The organism is Natronomonas gomsonensis (assembly GCF_024300825.1).
Lineage (GTDB): Archaea > Halobacteriota > Halobacteria > Halobacteriales > Haloarculaceae > Natronomonas > Natronomonas gomsonensis.
The window spans coordinates 376,574-393,798 of record NZ_CP101323.1 but is presented as its reverse complement, the minus strand read 5'-3'; the positions used below and the strand labels follow the sequence as shown (position 1 = coordinate 393,798).

The window sequence follows — 17,225 nt, the reverse complement described above, 5'->3', positions numbered from 1 at the left end:
AGCTCTCTAATCCCTGGAGGTAGTGCCGTTGATGACGAAGATCTGTTTCCTGACGGCGGCGTTGACTGGAAGCAAGTTAGCCATGAGTACTGGAAGAACTTGAAGGAGTTCGAACGCCGTCATCCTCCTCGCTACGTCGATCCTCATACACCCTCTGAGCAGGATACTGTGGATTATTTCCCTCACTTCGTGTTCCAGAGTGGTATCCGTGAGGCGGTTGACAGCGGTGAACAGTACGAGGAAGTAATGGACGCTGTACGGTTCCGCGAGTACGGCGTTGACACCGTCCTCGAATAAGGTGATACTGCTATCCAAGAAATCGATGAAAAGTATTCTCTGGAGGACGACTTCGGCAGGACACTGGAAGAGCAGCTGCAGGACAACATCGTCTGGGGTCACTGGCTTGACCGCGATCAGCACAGGATCCACGAAAACTACGTTTCTGACGATTACCTGCAGGACGGCGATGATGACCTCCCGTTCGGCATCCATGTAACGTACGAAGATGGCGGACCTCAGTTCCAGATCGAGGAACCGTACCGAGCGCCTTGGCACAAAGACAAGGCAGTAGAGCTTCTCGACGACAGCTACGAGGCCTTACTGGAATACTGGGAATAGCTGGCACTTGTTTTATAAGTAGTAAATTTCAATTCGTGGATAGGAGGCCTTGATTTTCGATGCTCGATAAACTGAACTGGAAAACGGCAGCAGGCGGTGCAGCACTTCTGTTCTTGGTGTCGGCAGTTTTCATCTCCGCAAATTCTCTAAATAATACTGACGATTTCATCCCCTACCCCGACAAAGCTTCCAGTCAAAACAATGATATCAACATGAGCCAAGGCGAAAAACAGGGCTTTCTCTCGTTTCTGGATTTCTCTATCCCTTACCTATCCAGTGTTTCAGGGCCTGAAAGTGTAGAACCGGGGGAGCAGATTGAGTTTAGATCTGATGTAGATGCCAAGGAGTCGTTCGATATGGATGGGACTGTGAACATCGTTGAGATCTACCGTTGTCAGGACTCAAGCTGTGAGAACGGAGAGTTTGTTGAGGCAGCTAAAGAGTTCAATTCTTGGGATTTCACGCTTCAACAGGGATCTGGTTTTACGTGGACAACAACTTATAGTGTTCCGTCGGAGACAGGTTGGTACGCTGCTACAAGCTACATAAGCGATGGTAGCGGTGGTGTATTGACTGATACGCCTCAATACAAGTTTACGGTTGGAGACGTTGATACTGGAGATGGTGACTCAGGTGGAGACGACGGCAGTGACGAAGAAGACGGAAGCGACGAAAGCAGTGGTGGATCGGACGAGGAGGAGACGAATCAGCCTCCGGAGATTGAGTCGATAGACGCTCCTCTCGTAGTCAACGCTTCTGAGCCGTTCACAGTCAGTGTCGAGGCTTCAGATCCGGACAGTACAGATCTAACCTACAGCTGGAGTAACGGAAAAGAAGGGAAGAGCATCATCCTGAACTACGGTGAGACCGGTGTAAAGGAATTAGACGTGGAGGTCTCTGACGGAGAGAATACCGTGACTTCAACCGTCCGTGTCAAAGTAGAAGACGAAACCGCTGTGACTGACCCTGAGCCAGCTAACCCATTGACCAGTTTCTGGAACTGGTTCACAGGCCTGTTCTCCTAACCATGACAAGCAGTGATGAGAGGATTGGAGGCAGTGGAAAGGAAGTAGCTGTGGCCTTAGGCCTTGTCTCGAAAAAGTTCGTCTGCGAGATCTGCGGTGATGAACATGATTCGGAGCAAGAAGCCGCGAAGTGTGTCTTGGATTGTGCCAACTGAAGACCTCAGCATTTTCTCTGCCCGTTATTTTATAAGAAGTGTTTGGTATTACAGTATCTATGACTTGCGGGAAGCATTACGCCGTAGCGACAAGCATCCTTCTACTCTTGTTCTCGATAACTTCAGCAGCCGGCCAACCAGTAGACCAAGCTCCTGAAGACACCATACCTGAGAACCCCAGTGAACAGGCACCGGAAAACATCTCCAACAAAACAGGCCAAGGCCCCCTGTCCAAGATTCCCGGTCTCAACAACGAGACTCTGCCAGTAACGATTAGCCCGCCTGAAATGCCTGATCTCCCGGTAAACGCCTCTAACGTTGCCAGGTCGGTTACCAGCACAATCGGGGAGGCCTTCGGTTCTGCAGTAGATGGAATTGGGTCTTTCCTCTCAGCGAACCTTCCCGTCATCAGCGGCCCTGAGCAACCCGGCGATAACATCAACTCGACAAACTCCACGCAGTAAAGGTGAGAATCAGCGATCAGTATAGAACGGGACTCTGCGGCTTACGCATTCGACAGGATTGAGCACTACCAGGACTTGTTCGGTGTTGATGACGAGCAGATGGGTGTAATGCTGGATCCATGGTATAGAGAGTTTGAAGATATCGCTGAAGACGAGCCGCTTTCTGAGGGGGATGAGCACTGGGAACTCTTGGTGTATGCAACGAACAGCGAGTGGCTGCGAGATCCTGACCTGGATGCTACGGCGAATATGACCTTGTCCATGGATTACCCTGAGATGAGTGATGAAGAGTTTCTTGGCGTGGTTTACCCTGCTGCTGTTGAGATGTTTGAGGAAAAGTACGGCGGTGAAGTGGATTTCCTTGGGTATCCTGAAGTCCCCGACGAGTACCTATAGAACCCCGGTCGAGAAGGTTGTCCTTAGACTTTACGTAGAAACCTAAATCATATTGGGGTATGAGGGCGAGGTTGGAGAGTTTGGAAGAAGACCAGGCGTCGGGGTACACGACGCCAAAAGGCCAATTCTTCAAAGAGACTCAGAGCTATATTCTTGAGGCATATCAACGAGAAAATCAGGGTAAAGTTGCTGTGAAATTGTTTGTCGATGGCGGCGACGATATTACAGAAGTGGTTCGTTGCCAGCCACAGATAAGAAACGGTTGTCTCTGTGTATCGTCTGAACAGCCGTCTTTACCTCGGACAGATGCTCAAGTGGAGGCCTACGCCCAGTATGTTCTCCAGCTGTGTGATGGACCACTCCGGTTCACGGGTTCTTAGAAGTCGTTCAGGTCTGTCCCAACCTATAAAAAAGATGTGTGGGAATGATTGTGTAAGGTGGATTGTATCGAAGGAAGATATTCAACAGAACCAAGCCATACCTCGCCAGAACTCGGTGAGGACGACCAAATATTCCTAAACGAAAAAAGCACAAAACTCCTGACAGAACTAACAGGAAACCCTTCCTACGGATTCAAACTCGCTCGCGAAATAGGAACAACGAGCAGTCACGCAACAGGGAAGCTAAACGAGTTTGAGGAACAGGGTCTTGTCATGTCAGAGAAGCAGGGCCGGAGAAAAGTCTATAGTCTTACTGAGAAAGGCCGAGCAAAAGCAGAGGCACTTGTCGATTTCCTTGAAGCAGAAGGGTGAAAACCAGCAGTGAGCGATATTGCAGTTGTCGACAAGGAAGAACTGAGAGACTATCGTGATTCCATTTTTCTCCTGGGAGAGTTAGTCGGCATAGTGATAGGTATGTTTATGCTGGCGATTTTCAACCTCTATACACCAGCGGCAGTGATAGGCGGAGTATCTTTCTTAGGTCTTGTAATAGCCTTGTACTTGATGAGAGATAGGTTCTCCAATATCAGGCAGGCCATAGAAGACACAGAAGGTGAGAATGAGTAATGGCAGCAGAAACAGCTACTTATGAAGCCGTCACACTACTTCTCCTTATTGGAGCATTTGCTCTATATCTGCTCTACCTGGTGTTTAAAGGACTGCATGAGCGACATCAGCTTTGGAAGTACATCTCTGAGGACGAGAATCTTGCTGACCCGATTAAACTACTGTATTGCTACAAAGCACGAGAGGTCGAGAACTCTGAATCTGGGGGTGAGAATCAGTAATGGAGGATGCGTCAGTTCACTACCTCGGTTGGCATCTGGAAGACGAAGGGCATGGTCCTGCTTCAGAGCTCTTCCACAAGTACCACGTCACTGATCAGCTTGAGGAAGACGAGCAACCGCCTCAGGCCTTCACACAAAGCGAGTTTAACGAACTGTACGACGAAGTAGCGGTACTGCAGGGAGATTTCTCAGAGGACGACTTGGAGGAGATCTACAAGGGATTCCAGGCCACTGGATTCACCGAGTGGGACGAGTTCCTGGAGGCCCGGTACTGCGAGCCTTGTGACAGCTACATCGAAGGCAGCGACGAAGCCGTAACCCACGCAGTCCAGAACCACGGATACGACCCTGAGGAAGAGTTTGGGGAGCCGGATTACGTCCACGGCATCCGCTCCATGAGTGTGGGTGATGTCGTCGAGCTTCCGGACAGTTATCATCAGGTCAGAAGCCTCGGCTTCGAAGAAATCACAGTCGGAGGTGACTCTCTGTAATGCCGCTCCGTTTTGAATGCGACAGAGATCCCTGTGAGAACGATATCAAGGGAACTGAAGGCATCCAAGTAACGGAAGGAGAAGTCGTCATTGACCACGGTAACGCTCACATTCAACAAGATGTCTTCCACGGCCTCTTCTGCAGCAAAGAATGCCTCCGAGAACACCTCAAAGACAGAGGTGACAGCGAGCAGTGAGTCTCGGGGACAGGTATGGAGAGGCCTGGGAACAGGCTTACACAGATATTATGACCGACCTCTACAGGGAGGCGGTTCCCGGCGTCGAACTGGACTCATTGGAAGATATGGTCGAAGAAGCAGATCAGCCGGAAGAAGGTCCGCCGATCTACCTCCAACACTTCCTCGACGAGGATACGCAGGAGGAATTGATCGAAGACGTGCTCGAGGAGTACGGGATTGAAGATGATTACGACGTTTTTGAGGCCAAGAAGGCGGTCTTCCTTGGTTCAGGACCGTCTACCAATCTAAGTACTGTGGACAATGCCCGAGAAGACTACGACCTAGAACCCGTTTCAGAAATGCTCGACGGAGAGGGTGATACAGAGTGACGACGCTGGAAGATATCAAGGAGAAGTCGGGTTGGGAGGTTCTTGAGGAGAGATACTATTCTCCGGTCTCTCCTTGGTCCAACGGACGTTTCCAATCCTTGTCGATGGAGCATGAGGAGTACGGGACAGAGGTAGCGCTGGACAGCGATATCAATCCCAAGGGACACCCAGAGTACTACTTAGAAGTCGATGGAGAAGTCCTGGAGGAAGATCTTGGCCAGGAGAAATACGACATAATGGATCTTGAAATGCAGAAACAGGAGAAAAGAGGACGATACAAATGACAGAACACGGACCACGGAATTTCTACGACAAACTTCAAAATCTCGGTAACAAGGCCGCAGGTGAGAACCGGTAGTGTTTACTGATACATCGAGTGCGGTTCTGCATTGGCGTACTAGCGTTGATCCAGACCATGTAGAGATTCTTCACAAGACAGTGACTCAGTTCCTTGGGAAGCCAGGCCTATACTTTCCTTACAAAACAAGTATGACCCACGGCAGGCATCAGACAGAGGCCGAGATGGCCTTGAAACAAGTTCAGAAATTGAAAAGGCACTACGAAGAGGTTCTGAACTCGGAGCATTCCAATCACTATGAGAGTGTTGCTGACAGCTACAAATGGCGTACCATAGAAAGGTACTATGACCGCTTGAAGAAAGCAGAAAACGTCCTCCAACTCGTAAAGAAAATCTCCGATGTCGAGAGGGCAGGTCAACTCAACCATCCCTATGGATTCAGCCACAGAGAGATGCAGAGGGAGATAGTGGCAGCTGCCCGAGCCTACGGAATAGGCCTATTTGTTAATGGAAAAGGCTACACTACGGATTTTGAAATAAACATGCCTTCTTTCCCTGACCGAGTTACTGAGGCCTTCCGTCACGTAGAAGAGGAATTATTCGAATACAGTGAGAAGGTTAATGCTCGGCAGGATCGGCTTGAGAAGCTGCCGAATACCGATGTAGCTCTGCCAAACCTCGATGAGAAGTATACAGAGGAAGGTGAGAATCGGTAGTGGAACTCGATTCTATCGAAGACCTCTACGAGAACGCCTTGATGATGGGCAACGGCGAGTCTCTGGAGTATAGAGGCCTCAGCGTAGAGAAAGTGGACTGGACGCACCCAGAGCACACTGAGTACGCCGTATTCAACGAGGACGATGAAAAGGTAGAGTCTCTCACGATCTCCGGTTACGACGACGTCGACGACCTCCAGGACTATCTGGACGAGATCGCAGACTACGGCCCGGAAAACCTGGAAGACTGGACCAGCAGAGAGGAGGATATCTGATTAGCTTCACAGCCTGTTACTCGCAGATGAGACGGCTTGACGACGAGGACAACCCAGTGAACAATGCTCCGAGAATCCTTGATATGGAGAAATGGGAGGAAGTCAAAGAGAAAGTCTCCATCGACTCAGAAACGCTTCAGGACAACGCTGTAATCCAAGAGGAGAAAGACTACGGCGATTATCCGGCGAAAGAGTACAAGGTTCTCAAGGGATTCAAGACTTGGAAACCCGAGAACCTGTTCACCGGGATCTGGGATGCTGATAACCCTGTACGGGAGCTAAAGAGACACTGTAGAAATCAGTGGATTGACCACGAAACAGGAGGTCTCGGCTTCAACTACAATATCGAACGGTTCGGTATCCCCTACGGAACAGGAAAAGAGATCGTGACCGGATTTTTCGCCACAATCAGCTTAGCAACGGACCCTTTTGTCGTCTGGCACAGTCCTATCCAACATAACTTCCCAGATCTCTCGATGATGGACAGGAACGACAAGGAGGAGGAAATAGTCTACCGGATTGAGTGTCGGAACGGTTCTGCAGAACTGTACGAAGTGACCTATAAGAAGCATTCTGAAGAAGTGATAGCTGAAGCTTCTTCCGAGGGTGATGCGGAATAGCATCTGGGCCAGGATACAAGGATGCTGCACAGCCTGTTGTCGACAAATTGGAGCAGATCCAGTTCGTTGGCGGGTACAACAGGCACCAGGTGTTCGACGATTTCCTTGATCTATCGCTGAATGCCTTGCAAAGAGACGACGAAAACTATCTTGACGTGATGGACACGTATGGTGAGGAAGAGGCTCAGCTGTACAGTGAGGCCTTAGGAGAACTGATGAAAGCCAGTGCTGAGGCTAATCACGATGTCCTCGGTGTCGTCTACGAGGAACTGGGCAACAGCAGCGATCACTTCGGCCAGCACTTCACACCGCACAACTTGTCGGATATGAAGGCCTCGATGGTGATCGACGAAGACCCAGATGAGGATAGGGATGAGCCGTACAGTGTGATGGATCCGGCGGCAGGAAGCGGACGCCTCTTGATCTCCGCAGCAAAACAGTTGCCCGCTGGAGAGGCCGAGTTCTACGCAGTCGACAAAGACTCAACATGCGCGAAGATGGCCGCGTTGAACCTGTGCTTCTTCAACATGGATGGATACGTGGTCCACGGAGATTCCCTGACTCAGGATTACCACACGGTGTGGGCTACGGAAGGCAGCGCTCTCGGAGGGTCAGTCTACGAACTGGACGACGACCAGTGGACGAATCCCTACAACGCGGTCGTGGAGGAGCCAGAGGACGAGGTCGAGGAAAGCGAAAACTCAGGAGAACAGGAGCAGGCGGAAACACCGGACGTCGATTTCGAGGAGCTGAGAGATACCACGCTATCCGAGTTCTCAGATGGAGGAGGTTGTTCCGAGTGAGCAATACAGATACCGACAAACGTTCAGACTGTATGATGGGTAGATGTGGCCTGGAAAAGCTTCCAGGCAGCGGATACTGCTTCAGACACTGGATTGATAATAGGATCTGGCCTACGTTGGTCCTGGCTTTTGCCTCCGGAGTGATTACAGGAAGTCCTGAGCTTCCGTTATGGGTCGCTCTCTTTCTCGCCGTTGTTGTGGGAGGTTTCTACTTCTCGACTCTGCGTAGTGTTGAAAAGCTTCAGAAGGACGTTTTCGAGAGACTCAGAGAACAAAAAGGTGGCCCGTCTCGGTGATGAAGTGGTTCGTTGAGTCGAAAACCCGGTACCTGGCCTACATCCTGTTCTGGAAGATAGCCGACATCACGGGCACGTTACTCATGGCCTCGAAGTATGGCTGGGAGGTAGAGATAGGGCCGATGATACAGTATCTCGCACCGTCCCTGGGGCATCCTGCTGCTACGATGGCCACAATACCTGTAGTTCTCGGCTTCTGCTACGTGGCCTATGATAGGACTCCAGTAGTTGCGGAGATAGCGATGCTCCTCTTCACAGCCTTCTCGATCGGAAACTTCACGCAGCTTTTCCTGCCGTATGTCGGCAGTGCGTTGAACATCGTTTCCTATCCGGCTGTTCTGCTGCTCTACTTCAGTAGAGGCCTGAAGCCGCTGTGGTTCGAGCGTTCTCCGACGAGAGATGAGATCCTGACTTATCCAGAAGCGTTCCGTCGCTTGAAGACCAGGATGCTCGGAGGTGACTCTGCCTGATGGAGTGCCGCAGCTGTGGATGCACCGACCAGTCTCCCTGTGGGGGCGGGTGTCTCTGGGTGTTCATCGATCTCTGCAGTAAGTGCCTTCCCGCTACCCTGACGTTCGCATGTCGGGACGAGGCCCACAGTTTCGATTTCAAGATCCGGGAGGATGGACTGTACGAGGTGGACGGAGAAACGTACAAATCACTTGACGAGGTCTCCTGCCCTGAATGTGGGTCCGACGATGTCCTCGAGAAACGGGACAAATGCAAGAGGAAGAAGTGCAGGAACCCGGTGCCGGATGGACGAGTAAGGTACTGCTCGGGCAATTGCTTGAAAAGGAATACGAAAAATCCTCATAGGAGAAGCTGATGTCCTCTCCGCCCTGAAGGACGGATTCGGGAACATCCCGAAAGAATTGAGGTTTAGGCTTTCACCTACCACAGTCTTTGATATACAGGGAGACTGCTTCCAACGGGAATCCTGTGATCGTCCCACCAGCAGGACGCCGGTACTAACAGCCGACGAGGGTATTCAATCCTCGCCTTATATGACTGCTTTCCCCATCTATGAAGGAAACTTCACGCAAAATTTATAAATATTACTAACAGTTATTTTTGTTATGGAGACTCAGACCCGGCAGTTCAAACTAAAGATTAGGGAACCCAATACAGGGAAGGAAAAGCAGTTGGAGAAGTCTATTCAGCGGTTCAAGGATTGTGTCAACGCATGGATTCAGAAGATCTACGAAATGGATGAGTACCCGAAGAGAGGGAACACCCACGAATACGGGTACCACGACATCAAAGACGAATTTCCGAAACTGTACTCGAATGTGATTCAGGAGGCGATGAACCGGGCTATCGAAATAATGCGCAACAGGAACGGCTCTCTCCCTGAATACGAGGCCTCTTCGATGAGCTTCAAAGCCGTCGATGTCCGATACGATGGTGAGAACATCGGCATACCAGTAGTCGGAAAAGAACGTGTATGGATACCGTTGATTGTGCCCAGCTACTTCGGAAAGTACCGTGAGCTGGATAAAGGCCGTCTCCAAGTAGTGAAAAAGGACGGTAAGTGGTATGCCTACGTTTCCGTTGAATACCCTGTCAAGGACGAGATTGAACCAAATGGAGTTCTGGGAGTAGACCTTGGAATACGGCAGATCGCCGTAGTCTCCGACCCGAATGGGAAGGTGAACGAGTTCTACGGCTCCGAACTTCTATCTCGAAGAAGGCAACTTGACCAGAGATGGAAGATTCTTCAAAAACAGAAATCAGGAAGCAACAACAAATACCAAGGCTTGAAGCAGGTTTCCGGGAAAGAAGAACGCTTCATGCACAACATCAACCACAAAGTCTCCAAAGACATTGTCGAAACCGCTAAGCACTATAATTATAGTATAGCAGTTGAAAATCTGACAGGCCTCCGTGAAGGCAAGCCGTCTCAGACCCTGCGGGAAATGCTGCACCGCTGGGCGTATCGGGATCTGATGGATAAGATAGAGTACAAAGCTGAGGCAGAGGGCATACCTGTAGAATATGTAGACCCACGAAGAACCTCTAAGACATGCTCAAAATGTGGAGGGGAAAGCGATGTTGGAGCAGCAAAACAATACAGGTGTGATGGGTGTGGTGTTGAGTTGAATCGAGATCTTAACGCTGCTCGTAACATTGCAAGCAGAGGTGCTTCCTTCTGCTCTGAAGGCCAGGCGGTGGTATCGAAGTGAACCGGGAGGAGATCTCGCCGGACTGCGACGGCTGCGGGAAAACTCTGTACGTTAACCCTGTCGAGAGGCCTAACACTGACTGGATCAAAGCGGTGTGCAGCAGCTGCGGAGAAATCAACGAGATCTCGATGATCCGCCTCGGCCAGAAAAAGAATCGTGCAGAGGGTGGTACCAGCTGAGTACAGAGAATGAGAATCCTTCAAACATGTTTTTATTCGGTATCTGGATGTTCTACTTCGTTCTCGGAACGATAACAGCTGTCACGATCAACTTAGCGGTGGGTCTGACTGTTATCGGTGGCGGATATCTTCTCTTCGCAATAGGATTGTATCACCAAGACTCTGATGAGGTGAGAGATGAGTATTGGCGAGACCGGAGTTAGAAGAGCAGTGGCGTAGCAACGCGGAAGAGAAGTGGAGTCAGCACGTCGGGGAGAAAGTCCCTGACTTCTTGAACCAGGCCTACTCTTTGACCTCGGAACACCCCGACGTCTTCCAGTTCAACCAGTACTTCTTCGAGCTCCTCGACAAGGAGCACGAAAAGCGGGAGGACTTCATCGCCCGGGAGATCGACCGGGAAAAATACGACGAGAAGGTCAGGGTAATCTACCGAGATCCCGTCAAGAAAACCGGGGACCTCGAAGACTTGGTGTGCGACTACTGCGACAACGTACAATTCTCTCTGGCAGGTATCGAGGACCTGACCGTGTGCCGTCCCTGCGCTGACGACCAAGGCCTCGACGAAAGTCCGCCGGACGTGAAATACCCGTTCTCTCAAACGTCGGGGATCGGGAAACAGCAGCAGTACCTGGACGAAGTAGTCGAACAAGAAGACGAACCCGTGATGCCCTACGAACTATGGGACACTGGACAGAGCACTCTCAGCAGTTTCTGACTGATGCTATGGTATACAGCCTGTTTTAAAGGCAGCACAACTACTTTATCTAGTCCCGTTCTACAGTTTATCAGCGATGTACAACGAGGAATGGGAGCCTGTAATGACAGCGGACTCGATGGAAGAGAAGGTGGAAGAGTTCGCTGCGCTCGCAAAGAAGAAAGCAGAAACGGAAGAGAAGTCCGTAGAGGATGTGGTTCACAGCCTCACCCATGAGTCCTATCTGATGAAGCATACCACCGGTGATATTCTCAAGGAGCTTCAGGAACTGGAAGAGGCCTACACTGATGAGTTCTACAACGGAGCGGCTAACGACCATGTCATGCAGTACCTCGACGAGGAGCAAAATTTCGAGTTCTGGTATGACTATACCGCGTTATCTCTTGCTGCTGGACTCGAATGGGCAGTTCTCGAGGAACTCAAAGAAGAGCCGGTTCAGAAATAACGGCTTCAGAAATCCAGTTCACTGAACGAGCGTGGACGGATACTCTCTATCTTCTCCTCGGGAATATCTGGATTCCAGATCAACCGTCCGTCTTCAGTTTTCGTTATGTAGTCTTTTTCCAAGAGATCGTTAATACTCGCCTCGATGGCGCTCTTCGATAGGTCGATCTGACGGACAAGCTGTGACTTTTCTAGGCCTGCATCAGAGTCGAGGATCAACTTGGCGACTTCATATTGTCCCATAGGTTAACCCTCTCACCAAGAGGCCTATTCTCTTGCCCCTGTTGGCCCGACTTCCTTCTCTCCTGCTTCTATGATTGCCTCAAAGTCTTCTTGGGACATCTGGTGTATGCTATGTTGAGGAACTCCTGTCAGGCCGGGCTTGTCCTTGAGGAAGGAAATTTCATTCTTTACCGCACTTTCGTTGACTCCTTTGAGTCTTATCGGCGGATCAAAAGACTGGTAGTTAGTGATGTGTGCGAAGTACTCCACTGCAATACCGGACTCGGAGTCAAGGTCTCGTTCTTCTCTTTCAATATGATCTATCTCTCCAGTTCCGAATATCACGTAATCGCCGGGACGGTAGTAGACGAAGTGGTCTCCCTCGGAAAGCTGGTTTGCTCCCGGCGTATTTCCTCTGTAATGGTAGACCTCTCCGACCTCGTCATGATAGTTGCTTCCGTCCGTGCCTTTCTGGTTCAGCCAGAAGTATGCCATGTTCAGTTACCCTCCATCCTTGTTGACTGGTAATAGTGGCAGGCTGAGCTAATAGGGCATGATTCACAATCTGGGTCATCTGGTGTACATACGAGAGCACCGAGATCGAGGATGGCTAAATTGAAACTGCGTGCAACATCTGGCTCATCCGGTGTGAGCGCCTCCAGAAGGGCATAGACATCTTTGCTTTTGTGAGGTTGCTGTGGCATCTCGTAGTCGAAAACTCTGCCGATGACTCTGGCAAAGTTCGCGTCAACCAAGGCCATAGATCTCCCTCTTGCGAATAGCTGAGTTGCCCGAGCTGAGTAATCGCCAACCCGCCACGGTTTCTTCAGTTCCTCAACAGAATCCGGCACTTCTCCATTGAATTGCTCGGTGAATATACTGCCGACCTCTTTCAGAGTTTTCTGTCTATGATTTACGAAGCCCAGAGAGTGAACCAACTCTTTGATCTCTTCTTCCGAGGCCTCATCAAGTGCTTCCGGGTTTGGAAATCGCTGGACTACGTCGGAGTACATCTTTTCGACGGCATCACCTCTTGTTCGTTGAAGCAGGATCTCGGCCAAGTAGACCTTCCACGGATCGTTTGTCGCTCTCCAAGGATATTTTCTCCCTTGTTGTTCAAGCCATTTCAACAGATCTGGGACAGAATCAACGAAATCTTCGACCTGTTGGACGGCATTTTCTACTTCTCCTTTTTCTGCCTGTATTGCGGCCTCTTCTTTATCGATCAGCTGTTCAAGTTCCTCAGAGGAGACCTCGGTCCTGCCAAACGGTAGTACTGATCTCTGAGTCACCTTTTCAGATCCTCAATTATCTCTTCCCCTTTCTCGGTCGCCTGCCATAGACGCCCCTTCTTCCGGTCTGGGGTTATGCACTCTGCGAGTCCATGGTCATCCAAGTCGGAGAGGACATTGCTGACGTGGCTGAGATAGTAATCGGTCATCTCTGAGAGCTCTTTCGGCGTTCGAGGCTTGTCCTCAAGAGATAGCAGAAGGTTCTCACGGTACTCGCTGGCTTTCACCCACGAATATTCCTCGACGTCCATTCAGTATAGAGGATTGACCGAGGCGAAGTATTTAAGTTGGTTACAATATACACACAAGATAGACACATGCCCCGAATAGGAACTTTAAACGACCGCCGCTACAATCGTCCGAACAGATGACTGAGGAACGTCTCACAGCTATCGACCTCTTCTGCGGGGCCGGCGGCCTATCTCAAGGCCTACACGACGCCGGGTTCGAAGTTCTCTGGGGCATTGACCACGAAGAAAATACGAAGCCCACCTACGATGCAAATCACGAATGCGAAATGACGGTGGGGGACATCCGCGAGGAAGAACCGCCGGACCTGGGCTTGGAAGAAGGCGAACTTGACGTCGTTGCAGGTGGACCACCCTGCCCAACTTTCTCCCTCGTCGGCCGCAGCAAGATCAATTCGATTGAAGGACGTGACAACCAGAGCGACGACCGTCACCTCCTTTACGAGGAGTTCCTTCGATTTGTCGACCACTACCAGCCCAAGGCCTTCCTGATGGAGAACGTCGAGGGGATGCTCTCGGCAGAAAACGAGGACGGCAAACCTGTTGTCGACACCATCAAGGAACAAATGCGTGGCGAAAGGGAAGTAGCGGATATGGATCTGGACCTGAACTACAATGTCAGGGTCCAGCTTCTGGACGCCGCAGACTACGGTGTACCCCAGCACCGGAAGCGATTATTCTTTATCGGCAACCGGATCGGCGCTGAAAACCCGGATATGGAACAGTGGGAGACACACCGCCCTCCCAAGAACGAGGAAGAGAAGAAAATCAAGTACAAGAGGGATCCATCCAAGAGATCTGAAGAGGACCAGCACACCCTCGATGGTTTCGTCGATGATCGGGAAGAAGAGGAGTTCCCTACCTTCCGTAAGAACAAGCGGAACAAACGGCCTTGGAATACTGTGGCTGATGCGATCCTCGAACTTCCTCCTGTCTCCCCTAAAGGTGAGACGCCGCCTACCAAGGCAGAAGAGTACGAATTAGGACCTGTTTCAGAGTATCAGTACTGGGTGCGCAATCTCGACGAGGATCAGGATTGGGAAGAACAGGACCTACTGAACCACGAATGCCGTGGTCACAATATGCGGGACCTGACCCTCTACAAGCTTCTGGGAGAGGGAACTTCGTATATCATCGGAGATATCCCGGAAGAGCACCAGCCATACCGGACTGATATCTTCCCTGACAAGCTCAAAAAGCAGAACCCGAAAGAGCCGTCCACCACAATCGTCGCCCATCTCTACAAGGACGGCCACATGTTCATCCATCCGAACGAGGCCCGTTCAATCACAGTCCGGGAAGCTGCCCGGCTTCAGTCCTTCAAAGATACGTTCGAGTTCCCTGTGTCCCGTACTCATGCCTTCAAGCAGGTGGGTAACGCTGTCCCCTGCCTGCTTGCCCAGGCCCTCGGGACGGCTATTCGGACGGAGATCTTCAATCAGTCTGTTCAGGAAGAAGAACCGCAGAAGGTCGAAGAGAATTAGATATGTCGTCCGAGAGCAATCGCGGTAGAGTACTTGTTGCCTGCGAATTTTCTGGAGTGGTTAGAGACGCTTTCAGAAACGAGGGCTTTGATGCTGTCAGTTGTGACCTGCGAGAAACAGAGAAGAATCCTGAACACCATATCAAGGGCGATGTCTTAGAACTGATAGAGGATCGAGGGGAAGAATTTGATTTGATGGTGGCACATCCTCCCTGTACATACCTAAGCAATTCAGGAGTCAGATGGCTCTATGAGAAAGAAGAGAGATGGCAAGACATGGTTGAAGGGGGAGTTTTCTTCAGAAAGCTACTGAAATGCGATAAAATACCCCACATCGCAGTAGAGAATCCTGTTATGCACAAATGGGGAAAGAAAGTAGCTGGAATCGAAGACTACCCTGAGGAAGACAAACAAACGATACAACCGTGGCAGTTCGGAGAACCTGAGAAAAAAGGGATATGTCTATGGTTGAAGAATCTTCCAAAACTCGAGGCTACAGACGTAATCGAGGATAAAGACAAAAGAGAAGCAAGGGTTCACAGAATGCCTCCCAGCGAAGAAAGAAGTAAAGAAAGAAGTAGGTTCTTCCCTGGTGTAGCAGAAGCGATGGCGAAACAGTGGGGCGAAACTATCTAAAGCTGCTCCACCGATTTTCGATGTGATCGAGCAGTCTTTCCATAGGATATGCTACCCCAGAAGTCCCTTCATCCACCGTAGGCGCATACCCGAAGTCGAACAGTTCTACAATGTCTTTGGATTCGACGTCGTCGTAGAAATCTACCGTGCCGAATCCCATGTAGATATCCCGTTCAAACTCTCCTGAGAAAGAATAGTTGTGGGTGGGGCAGTCAGGATCGGTACAGGAGTGGGTCGCAACCTCGAACATTAGTTTCCACATGCCGCTCTGAGCCATTCTTTCCCGGAAGCTTGTCTTACACGAGATTATGAAGATGGGTCCGCCATCCGGATCGTAGTAGACAATGTCAGAGTCTGGTGATAGAATAGTCTCGTCTTCTCCACCGATTATGGGAACTGCGTCCGCTAGTTCTGTCGACTCCAGCTTTTTGCTGTGAAGAAGTCTTAACCCGTTTTCCGCCGCCACATCGGCAGTAGCGTATGATACCAGTGCTTGGAAGTAATTCCCAGCGACGTTGGATCGGACCTGTGAGACGTCTTTTCCGTTCTCTCGTGCTCGTTCTGTAACCTCGTCGACCACATTTGTCATCAGGCCCTCTATATCTGTGAGGATTTCACGGTCACTTCTGCGGTTGACATCCTCCTCAAAGATATCCCAGTAGGTGTACCGTTCAATCCGGTTTTTCACGTCTTGGTTCATAGGTTCGCAGAAACACCCGTGAACTCGGTTACATCTGAAATGAACTGGTCGGCAGGACGTAGAGTATAGGACAGATCACTATCCTCATTGTATCGATTCCAGACGAAGGAATCGCGGGGTACGTAGATCCTGCTCCCGTCATTACTGATATCCTGAAGCTTCTCCTTGGAAACATCAGCCATCAGTAAGGAGACGAACCAAACTTCATCTACTCCGATCTCAGCCTCTCTGGAAAGACTCTGGCGGAAACGTTCCCGGAGGGTTCGTTTGCAGGAGAAGCCAATGCTGCCTTCTGGACCGTCCACCATGTTGTCGATCTCAAGATCACCGAAGTGTGCAGGGTCTCCAGTGGCAGGAATCTGGAACTGATTGAAGATGTGCTGAAGACCAGTTTCAAGCACGTTTCCGGCAGTTGACGCCCGGCTCTGCCCTGCACGGCGTTCGTACTCTTGAGCTATTCCTGAGATGATTCGGGCTACCTCTTTCTTCTCAATGTGAGGATCAGCACGTAGCTCGTTGATCTTTTCGTGGATGTAGTCGATAAGTGGTTCTCGTTGCGCTCCCAGCTGGTAGGCTTCTCCCTCAAAGTCTACGTTGAACAAGGCATCGTAGGCTTTGGTCGGGTCAAGAGATCCTGACTCAGTTTGAAGGGTTTCATTGACTATCTCTATGATCTCCGTTTTGTCGAAACTAGGTGCTGTATCCAGAATTTCGCTGGTCCGGACCACTGCATCAATGGCGATTCGGAACTCACGGACGTCATCTTCTTCTTCAATTCGCCGCAGGATCCTTTCGACAAGGTCCTCTGTCTGGCGGTAGCGTTTCGAGATGTCGCCACCATACGTTTTGTTGACAGAGCCGGTGATGGTGTCTCTTATCTGCTGTTTCTGTGTCTCAAGATCTGTCTCATTCAGGAGTCCTTCTCCTTCAAGTTCTCTTCCGAGTTGTGAGGAGAGTTGCTTGAGCGTTGCTGTCTCTTTGGTAGCATAGCTTCCGTAGCTGGAGGCAACAAGATCTCTGGCGAACCAGTACACCTTGAACTCGGAGGGGTCTCCGGAATAATCTGCCATCTATCTGGCAACGACTCAGCAAAATGCAATGAGAATCGGTTACATTTTGAACACATTTTAGATACAGTTGCTGGTTTTCTGTGTCTATTTTGTGTGCATA

The 17,225-nt window shown here is 50.4% G+C and carries 27 protein-coding genes; 20 read left to right on the top strand and 7 right to left on the bottom strand.

All coding sequences use genetic code 11. The annotated features are described in order from the left end of the window. Positions 1-6: 6 nt before the first annotated feature. The gene (locus NMP98_RS02160) at positions 7-492 is read right to left on the bottom strand and encodes a hypothetical protein (RefSeq protein WP_254859924.1); all 486 of its coding nucleotides are present in this window, start codon (positions 490-492) and stop codon (positions 7-9) included. Positions 493-677: 185 nt separating this feature from the next. Here NMP98_RS02160 and NMP98_RS02155 point away from each other — a divergent pair, with 185 nt between their 5' ends. From NMP98_RS02155 to NMP98_RS02070, 18 genes are all read left to right on the top strand, one after another. Then, the gene (locus tag NMP98_RS02155) at positions 678-1,643 is read left to right on the top strand and encodes a cadherin repeat domain-containing protein (protein ID WP_254859923.1); all 966 of its coding nucleotides are present in this window, start codon (positions 678-680) and stop codon (positions 1,641-1,643) included. A gap of 214 nt (positions 1,644-1,857) precedes the next feature. Beyond that, positions 1,858-2,262, top strand: a complete 405-nt coding sequence (locus NMP98_RS02150) for a hypothetical protein (protein WP_254859922.1) — start codon at positions 1,858-1,860, stop codon at positions 2,260-2,262. 75 nt (positions 2,263-2,337) lie between these two features. Continuing rightward, entirely contained in the window at positions 2,338-2,658 is a 321-nt protein-coding gene (locus NMP98_RS02145; RefSeq protein ID WP_254859921.1) for a hypothetical protein, read from the top strand. Between the two features lie 437 nt (positions 2,659-3,095). Then, the gene (locus tag NMP98_RS02140; protein ID WP_254859920.1) at positions 3,096-3,410 is read left to right on the top strand and encodes a PadR family transcriptional regulator; all 315 of its coding nucleotides are present in this window, start codon (positions 3,096-3,098) and stop codon (positions 3,408-3,410) included. A 9-nt stretch (positions 3,411-3,419) separates the two neighbouring features. Continuing rightward, a complete protein-coding gene (locus NMP98_RS02135) occupies positions 3,420-3,665 on the top strand; it encodes a hypothetical protein (RefSeq protein ID WP_254859919.1) in 246 nt (81 codons plus the stop codon). After that, positions 3,665-3,886: a hypothetical protein gene (locus NMP98_RS02130; RefSeq protein ID WP_254859918.1), complete on the top strand. Its 222-nt coding sequence runs from the start codon at positions 3,665-3,667 to the stop codon at positions 3,884-3,886. Before NMP98_RS02135 ends, NMP98_RS02130 begins: the two co-directional genes overlap by 1 nt. Further along, positions 3,886-4,377, top strand: coding sequence for a hypothetical protein (locus NMP98_RS02125; protein ID WP_254859917.1), 492 nt, complete (start codon positions 3,886-3,888; stop codon positions 4,375-4,377). Before NMP98_RS02130 ends, NMP98_RS02125 begins: the two co-directional genes overlap by 1 nt. Positions 4,378-4,570: 193 nt before the next feature. After that, on the top strand, positions 4,571-4,945 hold the full coding sequence (locus NMP98_RS02120) for a hypothetical protein (protein ID WP_254859916.1): 375 nt from the start codon (positions 4,571-4,573) through the stop codon (positions 4,943-4,945). Continuing rightward, positions 4,942-5,229 (top strand): hypothetical protein, encoded by a 288-nt coding sequence (locus NMP98_RS02115; RefSeq protein ID WP_254859915.1) that lies wholly within the window; start codon positions 4,942-4,944, stop codon positions 5,227-5,229. Before NMP98_RS02120 ends, NMP98_RS02115 begins: the two co-directional genes overlap by 4 nt. Before the next feature lie 154 nt (positions 5,230-5,383). Beyond that, positions 5,384-5,959 (top strand): hypothetical protein, encoded by a 576-nt coding sequence (locus NMP98_RS02110; protein ID WP_254859914.1) that lies wholly within the window; start codon positions 5,384-5,386, stop codon positions 5,957-5,959. Next, positions 5,959-6,234 (top strand): hypothetical protein, encoded by a 276-nt coding sequence (locus tag NMP98_RS02105; RefSeq protein ID WP_254859913.1) that lies wholly within the window; start codon positions 5,959-5,961, stop codon positions 6,232-6,234. Before NMP98_RS02110 ends, NMP98_RS02105 begins: the two co-directional genes overlap by 1 nt. 26 nt (positions 6,235-6,260) lie before the next feature. Beyond that, entirely contained in the window at positions 6,261-6,854 is a 594-nt protein-coding gene (locus NMP98_RS02100; RefSeq protein WP_254859912.1) for a hypothetical protein, read from the top strand. A 47-nt stretch (positions 6,855-6,901) separates the two neighbouring features. Continuing rightward, entirely contained in the window at positions 6,902-7,657 is a 756-nt protein-coding gene (locus NMP98_RS02095) for an N-6 DNA methylase (RefSeq protein ID WP_254859911.1), read from the top strand. A gap of 295 nt (positions 7,658-7,952) precedes the next feature. Next, the gene (locus NMP98_RS02090; RefSeq protein WP_254859910.1) at positions 7,953-8,423 is read left to right on the top strand and encodes a hypothetical protein; all 471 of its coding nucleotides are present in this window, start codon (positions 7,953-7,955) and stop codon (positions 8,421-8,423) included. Between the two features lie 606 nt (positions 8,424-9,029). Next, complete coding sequence (locus NMP98_RS02085; RefSeq protein ID WP_254859909.1) at positions 9,030-10,136, top strand: RNA-guided endonuclease InsQ/TnpB family protein; 1,107 nt, start codon at positions 9,030-9,032, stop codon at positions 10,134-10,136. Further along, positions 10,133-10,315, top strand: coding sequence for an RNA-binding protein (locus tag NMP98_RS02080; protein ID WP_254859908.1), 183 nt, complete (start codon positions 10,133-10,135; stop codon positions 10,313-10,315). The genes NMP98_RS02085 and NMP98_RS02080 overlap by 4 nt, the downstream gene beginning before the upstream one ends. A gap of 184 nt (positions 10,316-10,499) precedes the next feature. Beyond that, positions 10,500-11,030, top strand: coding sequence for a hypothetical protein (locus NMP98_RS02075; protein ID WP_254859907.1), 531 nt, complete (start codon positions 10,500-10,502; stop codon positions 11,028-11,030). Positions 11,031-11,106: 76 nt separating this feature from the next. Continuing rightward, positions 11,107-11,475, top strand: a complete 369-nt coding sequence (locus NMP98_RS02070; RefSeq protein WP_254859906.1) for a hypothetical protein — start codon at positions 11,107-11,109, stop codon at positions 11,473-11,475. Positions 11,476-11,480: 5 nt separating this feature from the next. Here the strand turns inward: NMP98_RS02070 and NMP98_RS02065 are convergent, their stop codons facing one another. From NMP98_RS02065 to NMP98_RS02050, 4 genes are read right to left on the bottom strand one after another with little or no spacing between them, the layout of a single operon-like run. After that, positions 11,481-11,717, bottom strand: coding sequence for a MarR family transcriptional regulator (locus tag NMP98_RS02065; RefSeq protein ID WP_254859905.1), 237 nt, complete (start codon positions 11,715-11,717; stop codon positions 11,481-11,483). 24 nt (positions 11,718-11,741) lie between these two features. Further along, entirely contained in the window at positions 11,742-12,191 is a 450-nt protein-coding gene (locus NMP98_RS02060) for a hypothetical protein (protein ID WP_254859904.1), read from the bottom strand. 2 nt (positions 12,192-12,193) lie between these two features. Further along, complete coding sequence (locus NMP98_RS02055; RefSeq protein WP_254859903.1) at positions 12,194-12,988, bottom strand: HhH-GPD family protein; 795 nt, start codon at positions 12,986-12,988, stop codon at positions 12,194-12,196. Then, positions 12,985-13,239, bottom strand: a complete 255-nt coding sequence (locus NMP98_RS02050; protein WP_254859902.1) for a helix-turn-helix domain-containing protein — start codon at positions 13,237-13,239, stop codon at positions 12,985-12,987. Before NMP98_RS02050 ends, NMP98_RS02055 begins: the two co-directional genes overlap by 4 nt. 116 nt (positions 13,240-13,355) lie before the next feature. On the opposite strand from NMP98_RS02050, the gene NMP98_RS02045 reads away from it, so the two are divergent. Both NMP98_RS02045 and NMP98_RS02040 read left to right on the top strand, forming a co-directional pair. Next, positions 13,356-14,720, top strand: coding sequence for a DNA cytosine methyltransferase (locus NMP98_RS02045; protein WP_254859901.1), 1,365 nt, complete (start codon positions 13,356-13,358; stop codon positions 14,718-14,720). 2 nt (positions 14,721-14,722) lie between these two features. Further along, positions 14,723-15,355 (top strand): class I SAM-dependent methyltransferase, encoded by a 633-nt coding sequence (locus tag NMP98_RS02040; RefSeq protein WP_254859900.1) that lies wholly within the window; start codon positions 14,723-14,725, stop codon positions 15,353-15,355. Here the strand turns inward: NMP98_RS02040 and NMP98_RS02035 are convergent. Both NMP98_RS02035 and NMP98_RS02030 read right to left on the bottom strand, forming a co-directional pair. Continuing rightward, on the bottom strand, positions 15,348-16,055 hold the full coding sequence (locus NMP98_RS02035; RefSeq protein ID WP_254859899.1) for a BsaWI family type II restriction enzyme: 708 nt from the start codon (positions 16,053-16,055) through the stop codon (positions 15,348-15,350). The two genes, NMP98_RS02040 and NMP98_RS02035, sit on opposite strands and share 8 nt — an antisense overlap. Further along, complete coding sequence (locus NMP98_RS02030; RefSeq protein ID WP_254859898.1) at positions 16,052-17,125, bottom strand: PDDEXK family nuclease; 1,074 nt, start codon at positions 17,123-17,125, stop codon at positions 16,052-16,054. Before NMP98_RS02030 ends, NMP98_RS02035 begins: the two co-directional genes overlap by 4 nt. Between the last annotated feature and the right edge of the window lie 100 nt (positions 17,126-17,225).

Coding starts and splice junctions, on each gene's coding strand:
- NMP98_RS02160 (WP_254859924.1), bottom strand. CDS start 492: ATGGATGCCGAACGGGAGGTCATCATCGCCGTCCTGCAGGTAATCGTC.
- NMP98_RS02155 (WP_254859923.1), top strand. CDS start 678: ATGCTCGATAAACTGAACTGGAAAACGGCAGCAGGCGGTGCAGCACTT.
- NMP98_RS02150 (WP_254859922.1), top strand. CDS start 1,858: ATGACTTGCGGGAAGCATTACGCCGTAGCGACAAGCATCCTTCTACTC.
- NMP98_RS02130 (WP_254859918.1), top strand. CDS start 3,665: ATGGCAGCAGAAACAGCTACTTATGAAGCCGTCACACTACTTCTCCTT.
- NMP98_RS02125 (WP_254859917.1), top strand. CDS start 3,886: ATGGAGGATGCGTCAGTTCACTACCTCGGTTGGCATCTGGAAGACGAA.
- NMP98_RS02100 (WP_254859912.1), top strand. CDS start 6,261: ATGAGACGGCTTGACGACGAGGACAACCCAGTGAACAATGCTCCGAGA.
- NMP98_RS02090 (WP_254859910.1), top strand. CDS start 7,953: ATGAAGTGGTTCGTTGAGTCGAAAACCCGGTACCTGGCCTACATCCTG.
- NMP98_RS02085 (WP_254859909.1), top strand. CDS start 9,030: ATGGAGACTCAGACCCGGCAGTTCAAACTAAAGATTAGGGAACCCAAT.
- NMP98_RS02070 (WP_254859906.1), top strand. CDS start 11,107: ATGTACAACGAGGAATGGGAGCCTGTAATGACAGCGGACTCGATGGAA.
- NMP98_RS02065 (WP_254859905.1), bottom strand. CDS start 11,717: ATGGGACAATATGAAGTCGCCAAGTTGATCCTCGACTCTGATGCAGGC.
- NMP98_RS02060 (WP_254859904.1), bottom strand. CDS start 12,191: ATGGCATACTTCTGGCTGAACCAGAAAGGCACGGACGGAAGCAACTAT.
- NMP98_RS02050 (WP_254859902.1), bottom strand. CDS start 13,239: ATGGACGTCGAGGAATATTCGTGGGTGAAAGCCAGCGAGTACCGTGAG.
- NMP98_RS02045 (WP_254859901.1), top strand. CDS start 13,356: ATGACTGAGGAACGTCTCACAGCTATCGACCTCTTCTGCGGGGCCGGC.
- NMP98_RS02040 (WP_254859900.1), top strand. CDS start 14,723: ATGTCGTCCGAGAGCAATCGCGGTAGAGTACTTGTTGCCTGCGAATTT.
- NMP98_RS02035 (WP_254859899.1), bottom strand. CDS start 16,055: ATGAACCAAGACGTGAAAAACCGGATTGAACGGTACACCTACTGGGAT.
- NMP98_RS02030 (WP_254859898.1), bottom strand. CDS start 17,125: ATGGCAGATTATTCCGGAGACCCCTCCGAGTTCAAGGTGTACTGGTTC.